This is a genomic window from Methylobacterium oxalidis (assembly GCF_007992195.1).
Taxonomy (GTDB): domain Bacteria; phylum Pseudomonadota; class Alphaproteobacteria; order Rhizobiales; family Beijerinckiaceae; genus Methylobacterium; species Methylobacterium oxalidis.
Genome location: NZ_BJZU01000017.1, coordinates 20,104 through 37,077, shown reverse-complemented (window position 1 = coordinate 37,077; position 16,974 = coordinate 20,104). Strand labels below are relative to the sequence as shown.

Sequence of the window (16,974 nt, the reverse complement as noted above, 5' to 3'; positions counted from 1 at the left end):
CTCGGCCGGGGCCCGGCCGACAGGCGGCAATCCGGGCGCGGAACCGTCCTTCGCCGCGGTGCCTTCCAATACAACCAAGTGTTGTGATTGGGTCGCAGTGATGGGGTCGCAGAGGAGGCACCAGATGCAGGATCAGGACGATCAGAAGCCGACTGAGGATGCACGCGTAGAGCGTGCGAAGGAGGAGGCCGCCCGCGGCGGAGAGGCCGGTCCTCACTCGCCGCCGCCGGCGGGCGGGGGCGGTCGGGAGGGTCGCCCGAGCGGCGGCTACGAGGCTGGCCAGCACGATGATGCGCCGGCTAACAGAAAGGGCGGCTACGGCGCCGGTTGAGGCTCGGCGGGCGCGTCCTCCCACCGGGCCCCGTTCCACAGGCGGACGGTGACGGTGGCGAGCCCGCCCTCGACGGTGATGCGGTTGTAGGCGTTGGGCTCGTTCCCGCGCAGGCGCGTCGAGGTGGCCGAGCCCGCCTGGACGGCGAGGAGCCGCCCGTTGCCGCCGCGCATCCGGGCGCGGTCGACCTCCTCGCGGCCCGCGCCGTCGCCCTCCGCGATGGCGAAGCGCGCGTAGTGCCGGTGCAGGTGGCCGGCCAGCGTCAGCCCGACGCCGCAGCGGCGGAAGGCGGCGAGCGCCTTGTCGGCGCGGCCGACGAGGCGGGCCTCCTCGTCCCAGGGCGGCGGCATGAACGGGTGGTGGCCGACCACGATCTTGAACAGGTGCTCGGGCATGCGCCGCAGCCGCGCCTCGGCGGCCAGGATCTGCCAGCGGTGGATCTTGCCCTGCGACCAGTCGCGCTCCGGCGCCCAGGTCCGCACCGTGTTGAGGCAGACGATGCCGATCTCCTCGTCCTGGAAGACGGGCTCGGTGTCGGGTGCGATGAAGCGCTTGTAGCGCGTGAAGGGCCGCACGAAGCGCTGGACGAGATGGAAGGGCGAGATGTCGTGGTTGCCCGGCACCGCGATCCAGGGCTCGGGCAGGCGCGCCAGGAAGGCTTTCGCCTCCGCGTATTCCCGGCGCCGCGCCGCCATCGTGAAGTCGCCCGAGATGATGATGAGGTCGGGCCGGTCCGCATTCAGCTCCGCGACGAGGCCGTCCACCACGGCCGGGTCGGTGCGGCCGAAATGCAGGTCCGAGATCTGGCTGATGCGTCTCATGGAGGCTCCCGCTGGCCGGTCTCCTCGGGACCCGGCGGGATCATAACGAGAAGAGCGCGCCGGAGGATGCGATAGCGCAACGGGCTCGCCAGCAGGCGCGCCTCGCCGTCGTTCATCACCCGCAGGGCCCGCCGCGGGGCGGAAAGGGTGAGGTCGGCGACGGCGCGGCGCTCGACTCCCGGCAGTCCCCGCCAGTCGCCGAGGGCGAGGGCGAGGGCGAGGCCGACGCGCAGGAGGCGCCAGGGCGAGAGCCGCGGCAGCACGTAGAGGGTGAGGCTGCCGCCGTCGAGGGAGGCGCGCACGAGGATCTGGCCGGGCGCCTCCCGGTAGTCGTTGTTGACGACGGCGAGCGCCCGCACGCGCAGGCGCCGCTCCTGCCCGTCGATCCGGGCCGTCACCGAGAGGCGCGGGTAGCGCCCGAGATGGCGGACAAGGCCCAAGGTCCAGCGGGCGAGCCCCGCGAGGCTCGGGCGCCCGCGCTGCGCCTCGCGGTGGTGCGCGAGGCGGGCCGGCATGCCGAGGACCGAGTTGATCAGGAAGACCTCGCCGTTCACCGCGCCGACGTCGATGCGTCGCACGACACCCGAGCCGATCGCCGCGACCGCCCCGTCGAGGTCGAGCGGCGGGCCGAGATCCTTCGCCAGGAGGTTCATGGTGCCGAGCGGCAGGAGCCCGAGCGGCAGGCGCCCGAGCGGCGTCTCGCTCCCGCACAGGACGGAGGCTGCGCAGGCCACCGTGCCGTCGCCGCCCGCGACGACGAGCGCCCCGATGCCGGGCTCGCGCGCCGCCCGTTCCAGGCGCTGCCGCAGGGGCAGGCCGGGGTCGGGTTCGCAGGCGATCCTCAGCCCCGAGGCGGCGAGGCGCTCGCGGATGGTCTCGGGCGGGACCGCGCCGGCCGAGCCGGAGGCCGCGTTGATGACGAGGGAGATCCGCATGTGAGCCAGCAAGAGGAGGCGAAGGTCCTCTCCCTGGCAGGCTCAGGCGTCAGGCGGATGTCGGAGCCCGTTCCGGCCGGGCGCGGCGCCTACCCGGCCTGGAACCGCCGGTGGAACCAGCCCCGCAGCAGCTCCTGCTCGTAGGTGAGCGGCCCGGTGGAGAAGCGGGCGCTGGGGTTCAGGAGGAAGTTGATGTCGGTGAGGCTCTCCTCGCCCTGTGCCAGCGTGCGGCCGCCGCGCCGCAGGGTGTAGGCGAAGCGGATGCGGGGCGGGGAGGCGTCGCGGACCACGCGCAGGGCCTGCGCCGTCCCGAAGCCCGGCTGCTCGATGCCGGCGAGGTCGATGTCGAGGACGGTGACGTCGAGGGTCTCGCCCGGCCGGAGATAGCGGCGGCCGAGTTCCTGCAGGATGCGGGTCATCTCCGCGAGGGTGACCCGCAGGGTCAGGCCGGTGCCGATCCGGTTCTCGGCGTCGGTGAAGCGCTCGGGCGCGACGTAGCGGACGCTGACCTGCGCGGCGGCCGGTCCGGAGAGTCCGGCGAGCAGCGCCAGGGCGAGGGCGGCCCGCCTCACTGCCGGCCGCGGTTGATCACCGCGAGCAGCGCGCGGGCCACGGGCTCGGTGACGTTGCGGCGGTACTTGCGGTGGACGAGCTGACCGTTGTGGTAGACGTCGTGCTCCACGTAGAGCCGCTCGCCGTCCCAGCGGACGATGTTGTCCGTCTCGGTGGTCTCCTGCACGCCGAGGTCGTCGCGCAGGATCGTGCTGCCGGTCGGGGTGAACATGCGGGTGTCCTTGGCCTGTCGACGGGTGTGATCACGCACGCCGCACCATAGGCATCTCGGATTTCCCGCGCCAGACCGCAGGCTGGCAGAACTACTGGACCGTCACCTGGTCCTTGATGCGGTCGTAGGTCGCGCGGGTGAGCACCCGCTTCGACAGGAGCTGGTCGACCGAGGCGTAGGGCCGCTTCTGGATGATCGCCCGGCCGATGCTGCCGCCGCCGCGCAGGCGGTTGAGGTCCGCCAGCGAGCCGGTGTTGAGATCGACGAGGCTGATCGCCCGGGGCGCGCCGGGCTCGGGGTCGAGCGCGGCCTGCGGCGGCACTCCCTCGGCCGGCCGCGCGCCCGCCTCCGGGCCCGGCCCGGGCGCCGGGGCGGGGGTCGCCGGAGGAGCGGGGTCGAGCCCGGCCAGCGGACCCGGCGCGGGGGCCGGGCCCGCGGGCCCCTCGGGCTGCGGCGTCACGGACGGGACGGGCACCGCCTGCGGAACCGGCGACGCCTGCGGGAAGGCCGAGGGCCGGGGCGGCGAAGCCTGGGGGACGTTCGTCTGGTCCTGCGGCACCTGCGCGGCCTGCGGCGCCTGCGCGGCCTGCGGATCGATCCGCCTCGGCTCGGCGCGGGGCGCGGGTTCGGGACGCTGTGCCGGCTCCGCTCGCTGCGCGGGCTCGGCTCGCTGCGCGGGTTTGGCCGGGGCCGTCACCGTAGCCCTCGGGGGTTCCGCCGGCTCGGAGCCGCCGTACGGCCAGAAATGCTGCACGAGGGCCGCGAGCGCGCCGGCGACGATGAGCAGCAACGAGACCCGCAGGACTGCCGAGCCGCTGAGCATCGCTCCTCCTCCGCTCCGGAAATCTGTTTTTGTTAACATACGGCTATTCCCAGTGCGGGCAAATTCGCGCCGGCCGATGCCGGATGTCGCGGCGGGGCGGGATCGACGCGCGGGACGGGCGGCGGCATGGTCGGCGCGATGGCCGGCTTCCCCCTCCGCTCCTGGCTCGACGGGCGCCTCGGCGCCCTGCGCTACGTCCCGGCCCTGTTCGGGCAGGTGCGCGCCGCGAGCCCGCGCCTGTTCGCCCTGAGCGTCGTCCTGCGCCTCGCGCGCGCCTGTCTGCCCGTCTGCCTCCTCTACGTCGCCAAGCTCATCCTCGACGCGATCGTGGCCGAGCACGCGCGTCCGCGCTCCGTGCCGCTCGACCTCGGCGCCTGGCTCGCCGACCCGCACCTCGCCCGGCTCGCGGGGCTCGTCGCCCTGGAGCTCGGCCTCGCCGTCGCGTCGGACCTTCTCGGCCGCCTGACCACCCTTCTCGACGAGCTCATCGCCGATCTTTACGGCAACGCTGCGACCGTCCGCCTGATGCGCCACGCGGCCGATCTCGACCTCGCCCAGTTCGAGGACAGCGCCCAGCAGGATCGGCTGGAGCGCGCGCGGCGTCAGGTCACGGGCCGCATGGGCCTGATCGGCCAGGTGTTCAGGCAGGCGCAGGACCTCATGACCCTCCTCGTCCTCGCGGCGGGGCTCGCGGCCTTCACGCCCTGGCTGATCCTGCTCCTGGCCGCCGCCGTGGTGCCCGCCTTCCTCAACGAGCTGCACTTCAACCGCCAGGGCTACCGGCTGTCCTGGCGGCGAACGCCCGAGCGGCGCCAGATCGACTACCTGCGATACCTCGGCGCCAGCGTCGAATCCGCCAAGGAGATCAAGCTGTTCGGCCTCAGCGCCTACCTCGTGGCGCGGTTCGAGGCGATCTCCCGCCGCCTGATCGGCGACAACCGCGCGCTGTTGATCCGCCGCACCCTCTGGGGCGGCGCCTTCGCGAGCCTCGGCGCGCTCGCCTACTATCTCGCCTACGGGACGATCGTCTGGCGCACGGTCGCGGGCGATTTCTCGATCGGCGACCTCGCCTTCCTGGCCGGCTCGTTCCAGCGCCTGCGCAGCCTGATCGAGGGGCTGCTCCTCGGGTTCACGCAGATCGCCGCGCAGGCCCAGTACCTGGAGGACCTGTTCTCCTTCTTCGAGATCCGGCCGCTGATCCGCTCGCCCGAGCATCCCGTGCCGGTCCCGGTGCCGCTCGCCGCCGGCCTCGTCTTCGAGGACGTGGGCTTCCGCTACCCGGGCAGCGCGGCGTGGGCGGTGCGCCACCTCAGCTTCGGCCTCGCGGCGGGGGAGGTCGTCGCCCTCGTCGGCGAGAACGGGGCCGGCAAGACCACCATCGTCAAGCTGATGACCCGCCTCTACGACCCGAGCGAGGGCCGCATCCTCCTCGACGGGCTGCCGCTCGCCGCCTACGCCCTGGACGACCTGCGCGCCCGGATCGGCGTCATCTTCCAGGACTTCGTGCGCTTCGACTTCACGGCGGGGGAGAACGTCGCGGTCGGCCGCGTCGACGCGCGGGAGGACGCCGAGCGGGTTGCCGCGGCCGCCGGGCGCAGCCTCGCCGACGCCGTCATCGCGCGGCTGCCGCTCGGCTACGCGCAGCCTCTCGGCAAGCGCTTCTCGGAGGGCGTCGACCTGTCGGGGGGCGAGTGGCAGAAGATCGCCATCGCCCGGGCCTACATGCGCGAGGCCGAGATCCTGATCCTCGACGAGCCGACCGCCTCCCTCGACGCGCGGTCCGAGTTCGCGGTGTTCGAGCGCTTCCGCGAGCTGACCCGCGGGCGCACGGCCATCCTCATCTCGCACCGCTTCTCCACGGTGCGCATGGCCGACCGCATCCTCGTCCTGGAGGAGGGGCGGGTTCTCGAAGCCGGTACCCACGCCGAGCTGCGCGCCCGCGCGGGGCGCTACGCGGAGCTGTTCGAATTGCAGGCGGCGGGCTACCGCTGAGGCGGCGCCGGCCCGATCTTTGCCCCGATCGGGGAACAACCTATCTGTCAGCCGCACCCGATCCCGGCCCGCGCAGTTCAGGAGTCCGCATGACGCCGCGCCTCGCCCCAGCCTGCCTCCTCCTCCTCGCGACCGGCACGGCCTGGGCCGCCCCCGCCGCTCCCGCCGGCCAGGAGCCGCCGGCCAAGGCAGCCCCTCCCGTGACGCTCGCGAGCCACCGGGCGGTCTACGACCTCACGCTCGCCTCCAGCGGCGGCACCCGCGCCGTCGAGAGCGCCCGCGGCCGCATCGTCATCGACTTCAAGGGCGACGCCTGCCGCGGCTACACGATGCAGACGCGTCAGGTCACCATGCTGGAGAGCGGCGAGTCGGGAAGCCGCACCTCGGACCTGCGCAACACCACGTTCGAGAGCGGCGACGGCCAGGATTTCCGCTTCAAGACCACCACCGTCCTCAACGGCGCCCCCGGCTCCGCCATCGACGGCACGGCGGACGCGAAGGACGGGCTCAAGGTGCGCCTGAAGGAGCCCAAGCGCGACCAGTTCCAGGACCGCGACACGGTGCTGTTCCCGAGCCTGCACATGCGCCGGCTGATCGAGGCGGCGCGCGCCGGGCAGACCACCCTCTCCACCAAGGTGTTCGACGGATCGGACGACGGCCGCAAGGTCTACGACACCCTCGCGGTGATCGGGCGGCAGATCACCGCCCCGACGAACGCCTCCGGCACGGACCGCGACAAGCCCCTGCGCGCGGGCCCGATGGCGGCGGTGGCGCACTGGCCGGTGACGCTGAGCTACTTCACCCAAGGGGAGGGCGAGCGCACGCCGATCTACACCCTCACCTTCGACCTCTACGAGAACGGCGTCAGCGGCGCCCTCAAGCTCGATTACGGCGATTTCGCCATCAACGGCGACCTGACCCGGCTCGACATCGACAAGGTGCAGCCCGCCCCCTGCACGCCCTGACGGCGCCGGCACGGGCTCAGCCGGCGGGCTCGCGCGCCTGCGCGCCGCGTCCGGGCCGGGCGAGGGGGCCGGCCGCGGCGGGCTCGGGCCGCGGCGGCGCCGTGAAGGCGATGCCGCGCTGGATCGCCCCCGCGCCGAACTTCTCGCGGACCCGGTCGAGGGCCGCCTCGCGGCGGGCCGTGTCCCGCACGCTCGCGTCGACGAGATCGCCCCGGTCGGCGTGGGCCGCCTCGCAGAGATCGCCCGCGCCGATCCCGATCAGGCGGAAGGGCGTGCCGTCGCAGGAATCCCGGAGCAGCGCCTCGCCGGCCGAGAAGAGCCGCGCGGCGAGCTGCGTCGGCGGCAGGCCGCCGCGGGTGCGGGTGCGCAGCGCGAAGCTCCGGTCCTTCAGCTTCAGGGTCACGCTCGCCCCGGCGAGCCCGGAGCGCTTCAGCCGGGCCGAGACCTTCTCGCAGAGCCGCCACAGGATCGGCCGCAGCTCCGCGAAGGCGGCGATGTCGGCCTGGAAGGTGGTCTCCGCCGAGACGCTCTTCGCCTCGCGGTGGCTGCGCACGGGCCGCGCGTCCTCGCCGCGAGCGAGCTTGAGCAGGCGCTCGGCGTCCCGGCCGATCGCGCCGTAGAGGCGGCGCGGATCGGCGCGGGTGAGGTCGCCGACCCGGGTGATCCCGAGATCCGCGAGCCGCGCGGCGGCCGAGCGGCCGATGCCGGGCAGGATCGTCACCGGCCTGTCCGCCAGGAACTCCGCGGCCTCGGCCCGGCCGAGGATCGAGAAGCCCCGCGGCTTGTCGAGGTCCGAGGCGATCTTGGCCAGGAACTTCGCGTCCGAGAGGCCGATCGAGACCGTGATGCCGACCTCGCGCTCGACCCGCGCCGCGAAGCGGGCGAGCGTCACGGCCGGGCTCGTCCCGTGCAGGCGCTCGGTGCCCGAGAGGTCGAGGAACGCCTCGTCGATCGAGACGGGCTCGACCGCGGGAGTCAGCGCCAGCATCAGCGCCCGCACCTCGCGCCCGACCCGGGCGTACTTCTCCATGTCGGGGCGCAGCACCACCGCATCCGGGCAGGCCTTCAGCGCCTGGAACATCGGCATCGCCGAGCGCACGCCCGAGATCCGCGCGATGTAGCAGGCCGTCGACACGACGCCGCGCCGCCCGCCGCCGATGATCAGCGGGCGGTCGCGCAGGCTCGGGTCGTCCCGCTTTTCCACAGCCGCGTAGAAGGCGTCGCAATCGACGTGGGCGATGGTCAGCCGGTCGCGCTCCGGGTGCGCGAGGAGCCGCGGCGAGCCGCAGGCGCCGCAGCGGCGGCTCCCCGCCTCCTGCGTGCCCAGGCAGTCGCGGCAGACCGGGCGCATCAGACCTCGTCGGAGGCCCGCGGCGACAGGCGATGCCAGGCGGCCGCGATCGCCTCGGGCTTGCGCTCGAGCCCGCGGGCGCAGGCGAGCAGCAGGCCCTCGTCGCTCATGACGTGGTCGAGGACGCCCGCCAGGAAACCCGGGTCGCGGGCGCTTTCGCGCAGATTGTCCGGCGCGAGGCCGCTCAGGTTCAGGAAGGGGAACAGACGGTCCTCGTCTGCCGCGAGCCAGCCGAGCACCGCCACGGCGAGCGCTTCAGCAGAATCATCCTCTTGAACGGATTTGCGTTTCATCAACATGTGTCACTTACAATGCCATGAGACGGGCGAAGAGTCCGTAAACAATGAGCCGCCAGCGCACCGGGAACAATGGGCCATGACGAAGACGGTGCTCATCGTTGAGGACAACGAGCTCAACATGAAGCTCTTCAACGACCTCCTGGAGGCGCACGGCTACGCGACCCTCAAGACCGCCAACGGCATCGAGGCGATCGAGCTCGCCCGCAAGCACCATCCCGACCTGATCCTGATGGACATCCAGCTCCCCGAAGTCTCGGGACTGGAGGTGACCAAGTGGCTCAAGGAGGACGACGACCTCAAGGACATCCCCGTCATCGCCATCACCGCCTTCGCCATGAAGGGCGACGAGGAGCGCATCCGCGAGGGCGGCTGCGAGGCGTACCTGTCGAAGCCGATCTCGGTCGCGAAGTTTTTGGCAACGGTTCGGACGTATCTTGGTGAGGGCAGCTGAGACGCGGCGGACATCTGTACTCGCTAAGCGTGTCAAGACGAATATTAGACAACTTCAGCGAGCGTGTTGATGTCGGCCCGGGTCCTGATCGTCGATGACCTGTTCCCGAACGTGAAGCTCCTCGAGACGAAGCTCTCGCTGGAATATTTCGACGTTCTGGCCGCGATGAACGGCCCGGACGCGATCGCGATCTGCGAGCAGGGATTGTGCGACGTCGTCCTCCTCGACGTGATGATGCCGGGGATGGACGGGTTCGAGGTCTGCCGTCACCTGAAGAACAATCCCGTCACCGCCCACCTGCCGGTGGTGATGGTCACGGCCCTCGACCAGCCCTCCGACCGGCTGCGCGGCCTCGACGCGGGCGCCGACGATTTCCTGACGAAGCCGATCGACGACACCGCCCTGTTCACGCGGGTGCGCAGCCTCGTGCGGCTGAAGGCCGTGACGGACGAGCTGCGCGGGCGCGCCATGGCCTCGCGCGACTTCGGCATGGGCGATCCCCTGGCGCTCGCCACCGCGGAGACGGGCCTGAACGCCAGCGTGCTCCTGGTGGAGGACCGCCCGGGTGCGGCCGGGCGCATGGCCTCGGCGATCGGCCAGCACCACGCCGTCACGGTGGAGGCCGACCCGCACCGCGCCCTCTTGCTGGCCACGGAGGGCGCCTACGACGCGATCCTCGTCAGCCTCGACCTCGAGGGTTCGGACGGCCTGCGCCTGTGCAGCCAGCTCCGCTCGCTCGACCGCACCCGCAGCGTGCCCCTGATCATGTTGGCCGAGCCGCACGAGCGGGCCCGGATCGTGCGCGGGCTCGATTTCGGCGTGCACGACTTCCTGACCCGGCCGATCGACCGGAACGAGCTGCAGGCGCGGCTGCGCACGCAGGTGCGCCGCAAGCGCTTCTCGGACGTGCTGCGCGGCGCCGTCCACGCCTCGATGGAGCTCGCCATCACGGACGGGCTGACGGGCCTGCACAACCGGCGCTACCTCGACAGCCATCTCGGCGCCCTGTTCGACGACGCGGCCCTGCGCCAGCGGCCGGTGGCGGCGCTCATCCTCGACATCGACCGCTTCAAGGGCATCAACGACACCTACGGCCACGAGGCCGGCGACGAGGTGCTGCGCACCTTCGCCGAGCGCCTGCGCACGCACACCCGCAACATCGACATCGTCGCCCGCTACGGCGGCGAGGAGGTGGTGATCGTGCTGCCCGACGCGGGTCTTTGCGAGGCGCAGGCCATCGCCGAGCGCATCCGGGAGCGGGTCGAGGCGCTGCCCTTCGCGATCCAGCGGGCCTCGCGCAGCGTCTCGGTGACGGTCTCGATCGGCGTCGCCGTGCGCGAGCCCGCGGATGCGGGCCCCGGCGACATGCTCAAGCGCGCCGACCTCGCCCTCTACCGCGCCAAGGCCGCGGGCCGGAACCGGGTCGAGGCGCAGGCCGCTTAAGCCAGCCCCATCAACGAGAAAGGCCGCCCCTTCGGGCGGCCTGCGCGCGTCCTGACCCTCGCGGGGCGCCCTGCGGCGCCCGCCGGATCACTTGATCTTGGCTTCCTTGAACTCGACGTGCTTGCGCGCGACGGGATCGTACTTCTTCATCGAGAGCTTCTCGGTCTGCGTGCGCGAGTTCTTCTTCGTGACGTAGAAGTAGCCGGTGTCGGCGGTGGAGACGAGCTTGATCTTGACGGTGACGGCCTTGGCCATGGCGCGGCGCTCCTGTGGATTGCGGCATTCCGCATGAGAGCGAAACGCAAAAGGGCCGGGGAGGCCCGGCCGAATACCGGCGGGTGAATGCCCGATCGGGCGCCGCCCGTCAAGGCCGGGGGGCGGGGCCGGCGGGGGCGCGCAGCCGCCAGAGGACCACCAGCGCGTAGGCCGAGAACAGCCCGCAGAGCGACCACGCGAAGCCCTGCGGCGGCACGAGGTCCATGCTGCCGCCGATGACCGGCGGCCCCAGCATCAGGCCGATGTTGTAGAGCACGACGAAGGCGGCGTTGGCACCGGCGAGCTCCGCGCCGCGCACGCTGGCGCCGAGATGGGCGAGGCCCACCGTGTAGAGCGTGCCGGCGATGCCGCCCCAGACGAAGAGCAGCGCGATCAGGACCGGGAAGGAGGCGGAGGCCGGCGGGATCAGCCCCGCGCCGAGCGCGCCGCCGATCGCGGAGACCAGCAGGACGCGCCGCCGGTCGATCCGGTCGGCGAGCCAGCCGAAGGGAATCTGGAACAGCACGTTGCCGAGCGAGATCACGCTGACGAGGCCCGCCGCCGTCTCCGCCCCGTAGCCGAGGCGCAGCCCGTAGAGGGGCAGGATCGCGAATCCGCCGGTCTCGACCGCGCCGTAGACGAGGGCCGCGAGCGTCGCCGCGGGCGCGAGGCGCAGGTAGCCGAGGAAGCGCCGGCTCGGCGTCTCGTCGAGGCGCGGCGACAGGCGGCGGGCGAGCAGCAGCGGCACGAGGCCGGCGAGGAACAGGCCGGCGCCGGCGAGGTAGGGCCGGAAGCCCTGCGTCCCGAGGACCGCCAGCAGCGTCGGCCCGATCGCGAAGCCGAGCGCCAGCACCGTCGCGTAGACGCCCATGACGAGACCGCGCCGCTCCGGGGGCGCCGCCTCGTTGATCCAGAATTCCGACAGCACGAACAGGATGCCGAGATTCGCCGAGAAGACGAAGCGCAGCGGGAACCACCAGGCGATGTCGGGCAGGAGCCGGAAGGCGACGAGGCTCACGGACCCGAGGCAGATCGCCAGCATCAGGAGCCGCGCCACGCCGACGCGCGCCGCGAGCCGCGGCACGAAGGGCACCACCACGATGCTGGCGAGCCCCGCCACCGCGGTGTTCACGCCGATGAGCGTGCTCGACGCGCCCATCCGCTCCATCTCGATCGAGAGGAGCGGGATCGACAGGCTGAGCCCGATCCCCACCACCGCGACGCAGGTGATGGCGGCGCTGATGGCGGCGAGGCGGCTGCGGTCGGGGGCGAGGCGGGGCTTCGTGTCGAGCATGGTCTCATGGGGCGCGGGCGCGCCGGTCCCGGGCGGGGTGTGCGGACGTGCGGCCTGTGGGGCGGCCGCCGCGGCGGCGCTCGAAGGCGCTCTCGGGCGCTCAGAGCAGGGTGCGCACGCGCTTGCCGTGCCGCATCGTGTGGAAGGGGATCGGCCGGTGGGGCGCGAAGTCCGCCTTCATCTGCTCCTCCAGCTCGTCGAGGATCAGGTGGGTGATGAAGGGCAGGTCGAGCTTGCGCGCGTCCGCGAGCTTCACCCAGGCGAGCTCCACGAGTTCCGCCGCCTCGCCCACGATGCCGGCCTCCTCCGCCGCCACCGCCGCGCGGTCGACCGCGAAGAAGCGGGTGTCGAACCGGCGCGGTCGGCCGGGCGGCGTGATCGCCCGGGCGACGAGGTGCAGCGCCTCGAGGTCCGGCAGGACACCGTGGCGGGAGAACGCCTCCCAGGCGCCCTCCGGCACCGTCTCCGGCGGTCCGTACGCGCGGGTGCCGAGGAGCAGGCCCGTCTCCTCGTAGGTCTCGCGGATGGCCGCGAGCGCCAGCACGCGCCCGAGCTGGCGAGGCGGCCGGGTGACGCGGGCGGCGAGCGCCGCCTCGATCGGGGCGGCGAGCGCCCCGGTGACGGGCATGTGCCGGTCGCCCGCCTCGATGCGTCCGCCGGGGAAGACGAACTTGCCCGGCATGAAGACGAGGCCGGGGTTGCGCCGGCCCATCAGGACCTTCGGCGCGCGGCCGCGCCGGTCGAGGACGATCAGCGTCGCGGCGTCGCGGGGGCGGAGCGCGGCCGCCCTCCGGGCCGGCTCAGGCGCGGCCGAGGCCGGCTCGCGCGTCGGGGGTCCGTCCGTCCGCTGGTCCAAAACGCGACTCCTCGCCCTCGCTGCCCGCGCTCGGTAGCGTGGCGAAGCCGTGCATGCCAAGGGCGTATTGCAGGCCCACCACCGCGCCCTTGACCGGTTGCAGCAGGGCGAGCGCCATGCCGAGCGTCGCCAGCGGCCAGAAGGTGAGCTGGAACCAGAGCGGCACGTCGTAGCCCATCTCCAGCTCCAGGATCAGGTAGCCGACGATGTGGGCGACCACGAAGATCACCACGTAGGGCGGCAGGTCGTCGGCCCGGTGGTGATGCATCTCGAGGCCGCAGACCCCGCATTCCGGACGCACCTTGAGGAAGCGCCCGAACATCCGGCCCTCCCCGCAATGGGGGCAGCGGCCGAGGAAGCCGCGGGCCATGGAGCGGATCAGGCCGGTGCGGGTGGGGGTCGTCGGGGGTCGATCGTCCATCCTGAATACCTCGGCCGGCAGGGTTCTGCTGACGTCATGTTGGCGGCGACGACCTAGCACATTCCTGCGCCGGCCAGCGAATGGTCATCTCTGGAGATCGCCGCAGGATCCATACCCTCCAACGATCGTCGCCAAGTCAGCGGCGGGAGCCCCGGTGCCGCGTGCCGCCGGTGCGGATCCCGGCCGGGCGTCCGCGCGGGCCCTGCTTGCGGCCGCGCACGGCGCCCTTGCCGCCGCGCCCGCCCGCGCCGCCGCTGCACCCTTCCGAGAGCAGCTCGAAGCGGAGCGCGCCGGCCACGGCGGCGGCCTCCACGAGCTTCACCTCGACCCGATCGCCGAGGCGATAGGTCTCGCCCGAGCGCTCGCCGACGAGGGCGTGGCGGGCCTCCTCGTGGCGGTAGTAGTCGGCCCCGATGGTGGAGACCGGCACGAACCCGTCCGCGCCCGTCTCGTCGAGCTTCACGAACAGGCCGGCCCGGGTGACGCCCGCGATCTGCCCCGTGAAGCTCGCGCCGACATGCGCGGCGAGGTGGTGGGCGATGAGCCGGTCGATCGTCTCGCGCTCGGCCGCCATGGCGCGGCGCTCGGCGCCCGAGATCTGCTCGCCGATCCGCTCCAGCTCGGCCACCGACACGTCCGCCGAGAGCCCGTCCTTGCCCAGCCGGCAGGCGCCGATCAGGGCGCGGTGCACGATGAGGTCGGCGTAGCGGCGGATCGGCGAGGTGAAGTGCGCGTAGCGGCGAAGGTTCAGCCCGAAATGGCCGAGGTTCTCGGCGGCGTAGACCGCCTGGGCCTGGCTCCTCAGCACCACCTCGTTGATGAAGGTGGCGTGCTCGGTCTCGGCCACCGCGCCGAGGATGCGGTTGAACAGGGCCGGGCGCAGCGCGCCCTCCTTCGGCAGCTTGATGCCCACCGAGGCCAGCACCTCGCCGAGCGCCCGCATCTTCTCCAGCGCCGGCTCGTCGTGGACGCGGTAGACCAGCGGCTGGCGGGCGCTCTCCAGGGTCTCGGCGGCGGCGACGTTCGCCTGGATCATGAACTCCTCGATCAGCCGGTGCGCGTCGAGGCGTTCCGGCACGATCACCCGGTCGACGCTGCCCTGGGGCGTCAGCAGCACCTTGCGCTCGGGCAGATCGAGGGCGAGCGGACCCCGCTTGTCGCGCGCGACCTTGAGCGCCCCGTAGGCGGCCCAGAGCGGGCGGAGCACGCCCTCCAGGATCGGGCCGGTGCGCTCGTCCGGGTAGCCGTCGATCGCGGCCTGCGCCTGGGCGTAGGCGAGCTTGGCGCGCGAGCGCATCATCACCCGGTGGACGCTGTGGCTGCGCTTGACCCCGTCCGCGGCGATCACGATCCGCACGGCGAGCGCCGGCCGGTCCTCGCCCTCGCGCAGTGAGCAGAGGTCGTTCGAGATGCGCTCGGGCAGCATCGGCACCACCCGGTCGGGGAAGTAGACCGAGTTGCCGCGCTGGAGCGCCTCGCGGTCGAGGGCGCTGCCGGGCCGCACATAGGCCGCCACGTCCGCGATCGCGACCGTGATCCGGAACCCGCCGGGGTTGGCGGGGTCCGGGTCGGGCTCCGCGAACACGGCGTCGTCGTGGTCCTTGGCGTCCGGCGGATCGATCGTGAGGAGGGGGAGGTCGCGCCAGTCCTCGCGGCCCTTCAGGCCGGCGGGCTTCACGGCGTCGGCCTCCGCCAGCGCGTCGGCGGGGAAGACGTGGGGGATGTTGTGGAGGTGGAGCGCGATGAGGCTCACCGCCTTCTCGGAGCCGAGGGAGCCGAGGCGCTCGCGCACGCGGCCCCGGGGCGGCCCGAAGCGGGTCTCGCGCTCGACGCTGACGCTGACGAGGTCGCCGTCGCGCGCCTCGCCCTCCTCGCCCGGCGGGATCAGAATCTCGCGTCCCTGCGCGCGCTTCTCCACGGGCTCGACCCGGCCGCCCTGCGCGCCGGCCCGGAACACGCCGACCACGTCGGCCTTGTTCTTGCCGATCACCTTGATGACGCGGCCGGTGTAGCGGGTGGGATCGCCGGGCTCCGGCTCGACGCGGATCAGGGCGCGGTCGCCGATGCCCGGCATCGGCCGCTTCGGCTTGCGCCCGCCCCGCGGGCTCGCCAGCACGATCGTCGGCGGCTTGCCCCTCTCCGCCTCCCAGGAGGCCGGGAACGCCAGGAACTCGCCGTCGCGGTCGCGGGAGCGGATGTCGGCGAGCACCACCGGCGGCAGGCGCCCGGCGGGCGAGAGGCCGCCGCGCCCGCGCTCGATCGCGCCCTCCTCCTCGATCTCGCGCAGCATCTTCCGCAGGGCGACGCGGTCCTGGCCCTTCAGGTTGAAGGCCTGCGCGATCTCGCGCTTGCCGACCTTGACGGTCGATTCGTCGATGAAGGCGAGGATCTGCTCGCGGGTGGGGAGCGGGGCGGGACCCTGCGGGGAGGTGGTGCGTCTGGCCAAGAAGCGGGCGTGGTCCGGAGGAGAGGAGGGTGTCGAGAGGTCGCCTCCCAACATGGTGTCGGGCACGAGCCCCGGCAACGCCCGGCCCGCTCCCGGACGGGCCGGCCTCAGCCCGTGGCGGCGGATTTGCGCACGCGCTCGACGCCCGCGTCGATGTCGAATCCGCCTGGCGCCACGAACTCGCCGAGCGCGAAGGGGCAGCCGACCGGCAGCGTGAAGGAGACCTGCCCCTCCTCGGCGCGCAGGTCCGGCGCCTCGGCCTCCCGCACGGCGAGGCTCCAGAGCCCGTCGATCTTCAGCCCCTCCACCGCTTGCGGGCTCGCCCGCACGGAAGCGAGCGCCTGCGCCGCCTCCTCGCGCCAGAGGGCGCTCGCCCGGTCCTCCGACATCAGGGCCGCCTTCACGAGGTTCGCCAGAAGCGTGCGAACCGTCCGGCTCATCGTTTCCTCAGCCATCGTCTGCCTGTCACCGCCTGTCGTCGGGCCCCGTGCGGGGCAAGGGCGGTGCCAGCCGGCAAGGGCGGTGCCAGCCGGGATGCGCGGTGCCAGCCGGGATGCGCGGTGCCGGCCGGGCGCGGCTCAGTAGGGCGTGCCGGTGGCGCGCCGGGCGCGCAGGGCCTCGGCGTACCAGGTCAGCTCGTCGAGGAACTTGCCGGCGTTGCGGGCGAGCCGCTCCTCGGCGGGCACGCCCTCCGCGTCGAGGGCCTTGTGGACCTGCGGGATCGGCAGCAGCGAGGGGATGCTCGGCGTGCCGAGTTCGGACAGCATCGCCCGCAGCTGCATCGCCGCGCGCACGCCGCCGAAGGCGCCGGCCGAGTAGCAGCAGATCGCCGAGGGGCGCCAGAAATACTCCTCGAGGAAGTGGTCGAGGGTGTTCGACAGGGCCGGCGGAATCGAGTGGTTGTACTCGGCCGAGACGACCACGAAGGCGTCGGCCCGCCGCAGGAGCCCGGCGAGGTCCTCCAGCGCCTTCGGCGCCTCGCCCTTCGGGTATTCCTTGTACATCCGGTCGAGGAGCGGGAGCTTCATCTCGGCCGGGTCGACCAGCGGCGCCTCGTGGCCCCGCGCCTCGAGCGCCCGGATGACGAAGCGGGCGGCGCGGATGCCCTGGCGGTCGGAGCGGACCGAGCCGAGGATCACGGGGCAGAGGAGGGGCATGGCGGCCTCGCTGGATTCGGGAGCCAAGCGGCATCATGGCGCGCGGTCGGGTGCCGGGCAATGCGGCCCGCCCCACGACAAGCGTTCGAGCACGTGCTGGAACATGATGCGGACACCCGCTCCGCCGCCGAAATCGAGATCGGATTCCGAAGCGTCCCAAAGCTGGCCGAGTTCTGCGTCCGAGACGCTGTTTTGTATTGCCGCTGTCAAGAAAGCGCGCAGTCGTTCTCGCTCATTTTCATCAAGATGTTTCAGCACAAAATCATACATTTACTCCTCTGTATCGGCAGCAAATTCCATATCTTGGAAAAAATACAACGAGAACTTATTGAATTCCGGAGTGGCTTTCA

Annotated in this window: 19 protein-coding genes; 4 read left to right on the top strand and 15 right to left on the bottom strand. The window is 72.6% G+C overall.

What is annotated here, in order from left to right:
- Positions 1-315 precede the first annotated feature (315 nt).
- From MOX02_RS05660 to MOX02_RS05640, 5 genes are all read right to left on the bottom strand, one after another.
- Complete coding sequence (locus MOX02_RS05660) at positions 316-1,152, bottom strand: metallophosphoesterase family protein (RefSeq protein WP_147024829.1); 837 nt, start codon at positions 1,150-1,152, stop codon at positions 316-318.
- Positions 1,149-2,099, bottom strand: coding sequence for a diacylglycerol/lipid kinase family protein (locus tag MOX02_RS05655; protein WP_238179132.1), 951 nt, complete (start codon positions 2,097-2,099; stop codon positions 1,149-1,151). Before MOX02_RS05655 ends, MOX02_RS05660 begins: the two co-directional genes overlap by 4 nt.
- Before the next feature lie 77 nt (positions 2,100-2,176).
- Complete coding sequence (locus tag MOX02_RS05650; RefSeq protein ID WP_147024828.1) at positions 2,177-2,659, bottom strand: DUF3016 domain-containing protein; 483 nt, start codon at positions 2,657-2,659, stop codon at positions 2,177-2,179.
- Complete coding sequence (locus tag MOX02_RS05645; protein WP_147024827.1) at positions 2,656-2,871, bottom strand: hypothetical protein; 216 nt, start codon at positions 2,869-2,871, stop codon at positions 2,656-2,658. The genes MOX02_RS05650 and MOX02_RS05645 overlap by 4 nt, the downstream gene beginning before the upstream one ends.
- A 91-nt stretch (positions 2,872-2,962) precedes the next feature.
- Positions 2,963-3,694, bottom strand: coding sequence for a helix-hairpin-helix domain-containing protein (locus MOX02_RS05640; RefSeq protein ID WP_147024826.1), 732 nt, complete (start codon positions 3,692-3,694; stop codon positions 2,963-2,965).
- A gap of 126 nt (positions 3,695-3,820) precedes the next feature.
- Between MOX02_RS05640 and MOX02_RS05635 the strand changes: the two genes are divergently transcribed.
- Positions 3,821-5,686 carry an ABC transporter ATP-binding protein gene (locus tag MOX02_RS05635; RefSeq protein ID WP_147024825.1) on the top strand — a complete coding sequence of 622 codons (1,866 nt, stop codon included), beginning with the start codon at positions 3,821-3,823 and terminating at the stop codon, positions 5,684-5,686.
- Positions 5,687-5,775: 89 nt separating this feature from the next.
- The gene (locus tag MOX02_RS05630) at positions 5,776-6,651 is read left to right on the top strand and encodes a cell envelope integrity EipB family protein (RefSeq protein ID WP_147024824.1); all 876 of its coding nucleotides are present in this window, start codon (positions 5,776-5,778) and stop codon (positions 6,649-6,651) included.
- A 16-nt stretch (positions 6,652-6,667) separates the two neighbouring features.
- On the opposite strand, the gene MOX02_RS05625 is transcribed toward MOX02_RS05630, so the two are convergent.
- Both MOX02_RS05625 and MOX02_RS05620 read right to left on the bottom strand, forming a co-directional pair.
- A complete protein-coding gene (locus MOX02_RS05625) occupies positions 6,668-8,002 on the bottom strand; it encodes a DNA polymerase IV (protein WP_147024823.1) in 1,335 nt (444 codons plus the stop codon).
- Positions 8,002-8,295, bottom strand: coding sequence for a DUF3572 domain-containing protein (locus tag MOX02_RS05620; protein ID WP_147024822.1), 294 nt, complete (start codon positions 8,293-8,295; stop codon positions 8,002-8,004). The genes MOX02_RS05625 and MOX02_RS05620 overlap by 1 nt, the downstream gene beginning before the upstream one ends.
- A gap of 82 nt (positions 8,296-8,377) precedes the next feature.
- On the opposite strand from MOX02_RS05620, the gene MOX02_RS05615 reads away from it, so the two are divergent.
- Together MOX02_RS05615 and MOX02_RS05610 are read left to right on the top strand one after the other, a co-directional pair.
- The gene (locus MOX02_RS05615; RefSeq protein WP_147024821.1) at positions 8,378-8,752 is read left to right on the top strand and encodes a response regulator; all 375 of its coding nucleotides are present in this window, start codon (positions 8,378-8,380) and stop codon (positions 8,750-8,752) included.
- 69 nt (positions 8,753-8,821) lie between these two features.
- Positions 8,822-10,195 (top strand): PleD family two-component system response regulator, encoded by a 1,374-nt coding sequence (locus MOX02_RS05610; RefSeq protein WP_147024820.1) that lies wholly within the window; start codon positions 8,822-8,824, stop codon positions 10,193-10,195.
- An 87-nt stretch (positions 10,196-10,282) separates the two neighbouring features.
- Here the strand turns inward: MOX02_RS05610 and rpmG are convergent, their stop codons facing one another.
- The 8 genes from rpmG to MOX02_RS05570 form a co-directional block, all read right to left on the bottom strand.
- A complete protein-coding gene (gene rpmG, locus MOX02_RS05605; RefSeq protein WP_109890469.1) occupies positions 10,283-10,450 on the bottom strand; it encodes a 50S ribosomal protein L33 in 168 nt (55 codons plus the stop codon).
- Positions 10,451-10,559: 109 nt separating this feature from the next.
- The gene (locus tag MOX02_RS05600) at positions 10,560-11,744 is read right to left on the bottom strand and encodes an MFS transporter (protein WP_147024819.1); all 1,185 of its coding nucleotides are present in this window, start codon (positions 11,742-11,744) and stop codon (positions 10,560-10,562) included.
- Positions 11,745-11,844: 100 nt separating this feature from the next.
- Positions 11,845-12,600, bottom strand: coding sequence for an NUDIX hydrolase (locus MOX02_RS05595; protein WP_147024818.1), 756 nt, complete (start codon positions 12,598-12,600; stop codon positions 11,845-11,847).
- Positions 12,545-13,021, bottom strand: a complete 477-nt coding sequence (locus tag MOX02_RS05590) for a DUF983 domain-containing protein (protein ID WP_147024817.1) — start codon at positions 13,019-13,021, stop codon at positions 12,545-12,547. Before MOX02_RS05590 ends, MOX02_RS05595 begins: the two co-directional genes overlap by 56 nt.
- Before the next feature lie 136 nt (positions 13,022-13,157).
- Positions 13,158-15,467, bottom strand: a complete 2,310-nt coding sequence (gene rnr, locus MOX02_RS05585; RefSeq protein ID WP_238179344.1) for a ribonuclease R — start codon at positions 15,465-15,467, stop codon at positions 13,158-13,160.
- Between the two features lie 107 nt (positions 15,468-15,574).
- Positions 15,575-15,907 carry a hypothetical protein gene (locus MOX02_RS05580; protein ID WP_147024816.1) on the bottom strand — a complete coding sequence of 111 codons (333 nt, stop codon included), beginning with the start codon at positions 15,905-15,907 and terminating at the stop codon, positions 15,575-15,577.
- Positions 15,908-16,045: 138 nt separating this feature from the next.
- Positions 16,046-16,624: an NADPH-dependent FMN reductase gene (locus MOX02_RS05575; RefSeq protein WP_147024910.1), complete on the bottom strand. Its 579-nt coding sequence runs from the start codon at positions 16,622-16,624 to the stop codon at positions 16,046-16,048.
- A 33-nt stretch (positions 16,625-16,657) separates the two neighbouring features.
- Entirely contained in the window at positions 16,658-16,894 is a 237-nt protein-coding gene (locus tag MOX02_RS05570) for a hypothetical protein (RefSeq protein ID WP_147024815.1), read from the bottom strand.
- Between the last annotated feature and the right edge of the window lie 80 nt (positions 16,895-16,974).

Coding starts and splice junctions, on each gene's coding strand:
- MOX02_RS05660 (WP_147024829.1), bottom strand. CDS start 1,152: ATGAGACGCATCAGCCAGATCTCGGACCTGCATTTCGGCCGCACCGAC.
- MOX02_RS05640 (WP_147024826.1), bottom strand. CDS start 3,694: ATGCTCAGCGGCTCGGCAGTCCTGCGGGTCTCGTTGCTGCTCATCGTC.
- MOX02_RS05625 (WP_147024823.1), bottom strand. CDS start 8,002: ATGCGCCCGGTCTGCCGCGACTGCCTGGGCACGCAGGAGGCGGGGAGC.
- MOX02_RS05580 (WP_147024816.1), bottom strand. CDS start 15,907: ATGAGCCGGACGGTTCGCACGCTTCTGGCGAACCTCGTGAAGGCGGCC.
- MOX02_RS05615 (WP_147024821.1), top strand. CDS start 8,378: ATGACGAAGACGGTGCTCATCGTTGAGGACAACGAGCTCAACATGAAG.
- MOX02_RS05600 (WP_147024819.1), bottom strand. CDS start 11,744: ATGCTCGACACGAAGCCCCGCCTCGCCCCCGACCGCAGCCGCCTCGCC.
- MOX02_RS05590 (WP_147024817.1), bottom strand. CDS start 13,021: ATGGACGATCGACCCCCGACGACCCCCACCCGCACCGGCCTGATCCGC.
- MOX02_RS05630 (WP_147024824.1), top strand. CDS start 5,776: ATGACGCCGCGCCTCGCCCCAGCCTGCCTCCTCCTCCTCGCGACCGGC.
- rpmG (WP_109890469.1), bottom strand. CDS start 10,450: ATGGCCAAGGCCGTCACCGTCAAGATCAAGCTCGTCTCCACCGCCGAC.
- MOX02_RS05610 (WP_147024820.1), top strand. CDS start 8,822: ATGTCGGCCCGGGTCCTGATCGTCGATGACCTGTTCCCGAACGTGAAG.
- MOX02_RS05620 (WP_147024822.1), bottom strand. CDS start 8,295: ATGAAACGCAAATCCGTTCAAGAGGATGATTCTGCTGAAGCGCTCGCC.
- MOX02_RS05570 (WP_147024815.1), bottom strand. CDS start 16,894: ATGTATGATTTTGTGCTGAAACATCTTGATGAAAATGAGCGAGAACGA.
- MOX02_RS05635 (WP_147024825.1), top strand. CDS start 3,821: ATGGTCGGCGCGATGGCCGGCTTCCCCCTCCGCTCCTGGCTCGACGGG.
- MOX02_RS05575 (WP_147024910.1), bottom strand. CDS start 16,624: ATGCCCCTCCTCTGCCCCGTGATCCTCGGCTCGGTCCGCTCCGACCGC.
- MOX02_RS05645 (WP_147024827.1), bottom strand. CDS start 2,871: ATGTTCACCCCGACCGGCAGCACGATCCTGCGCGACGACCTCGGCGTG.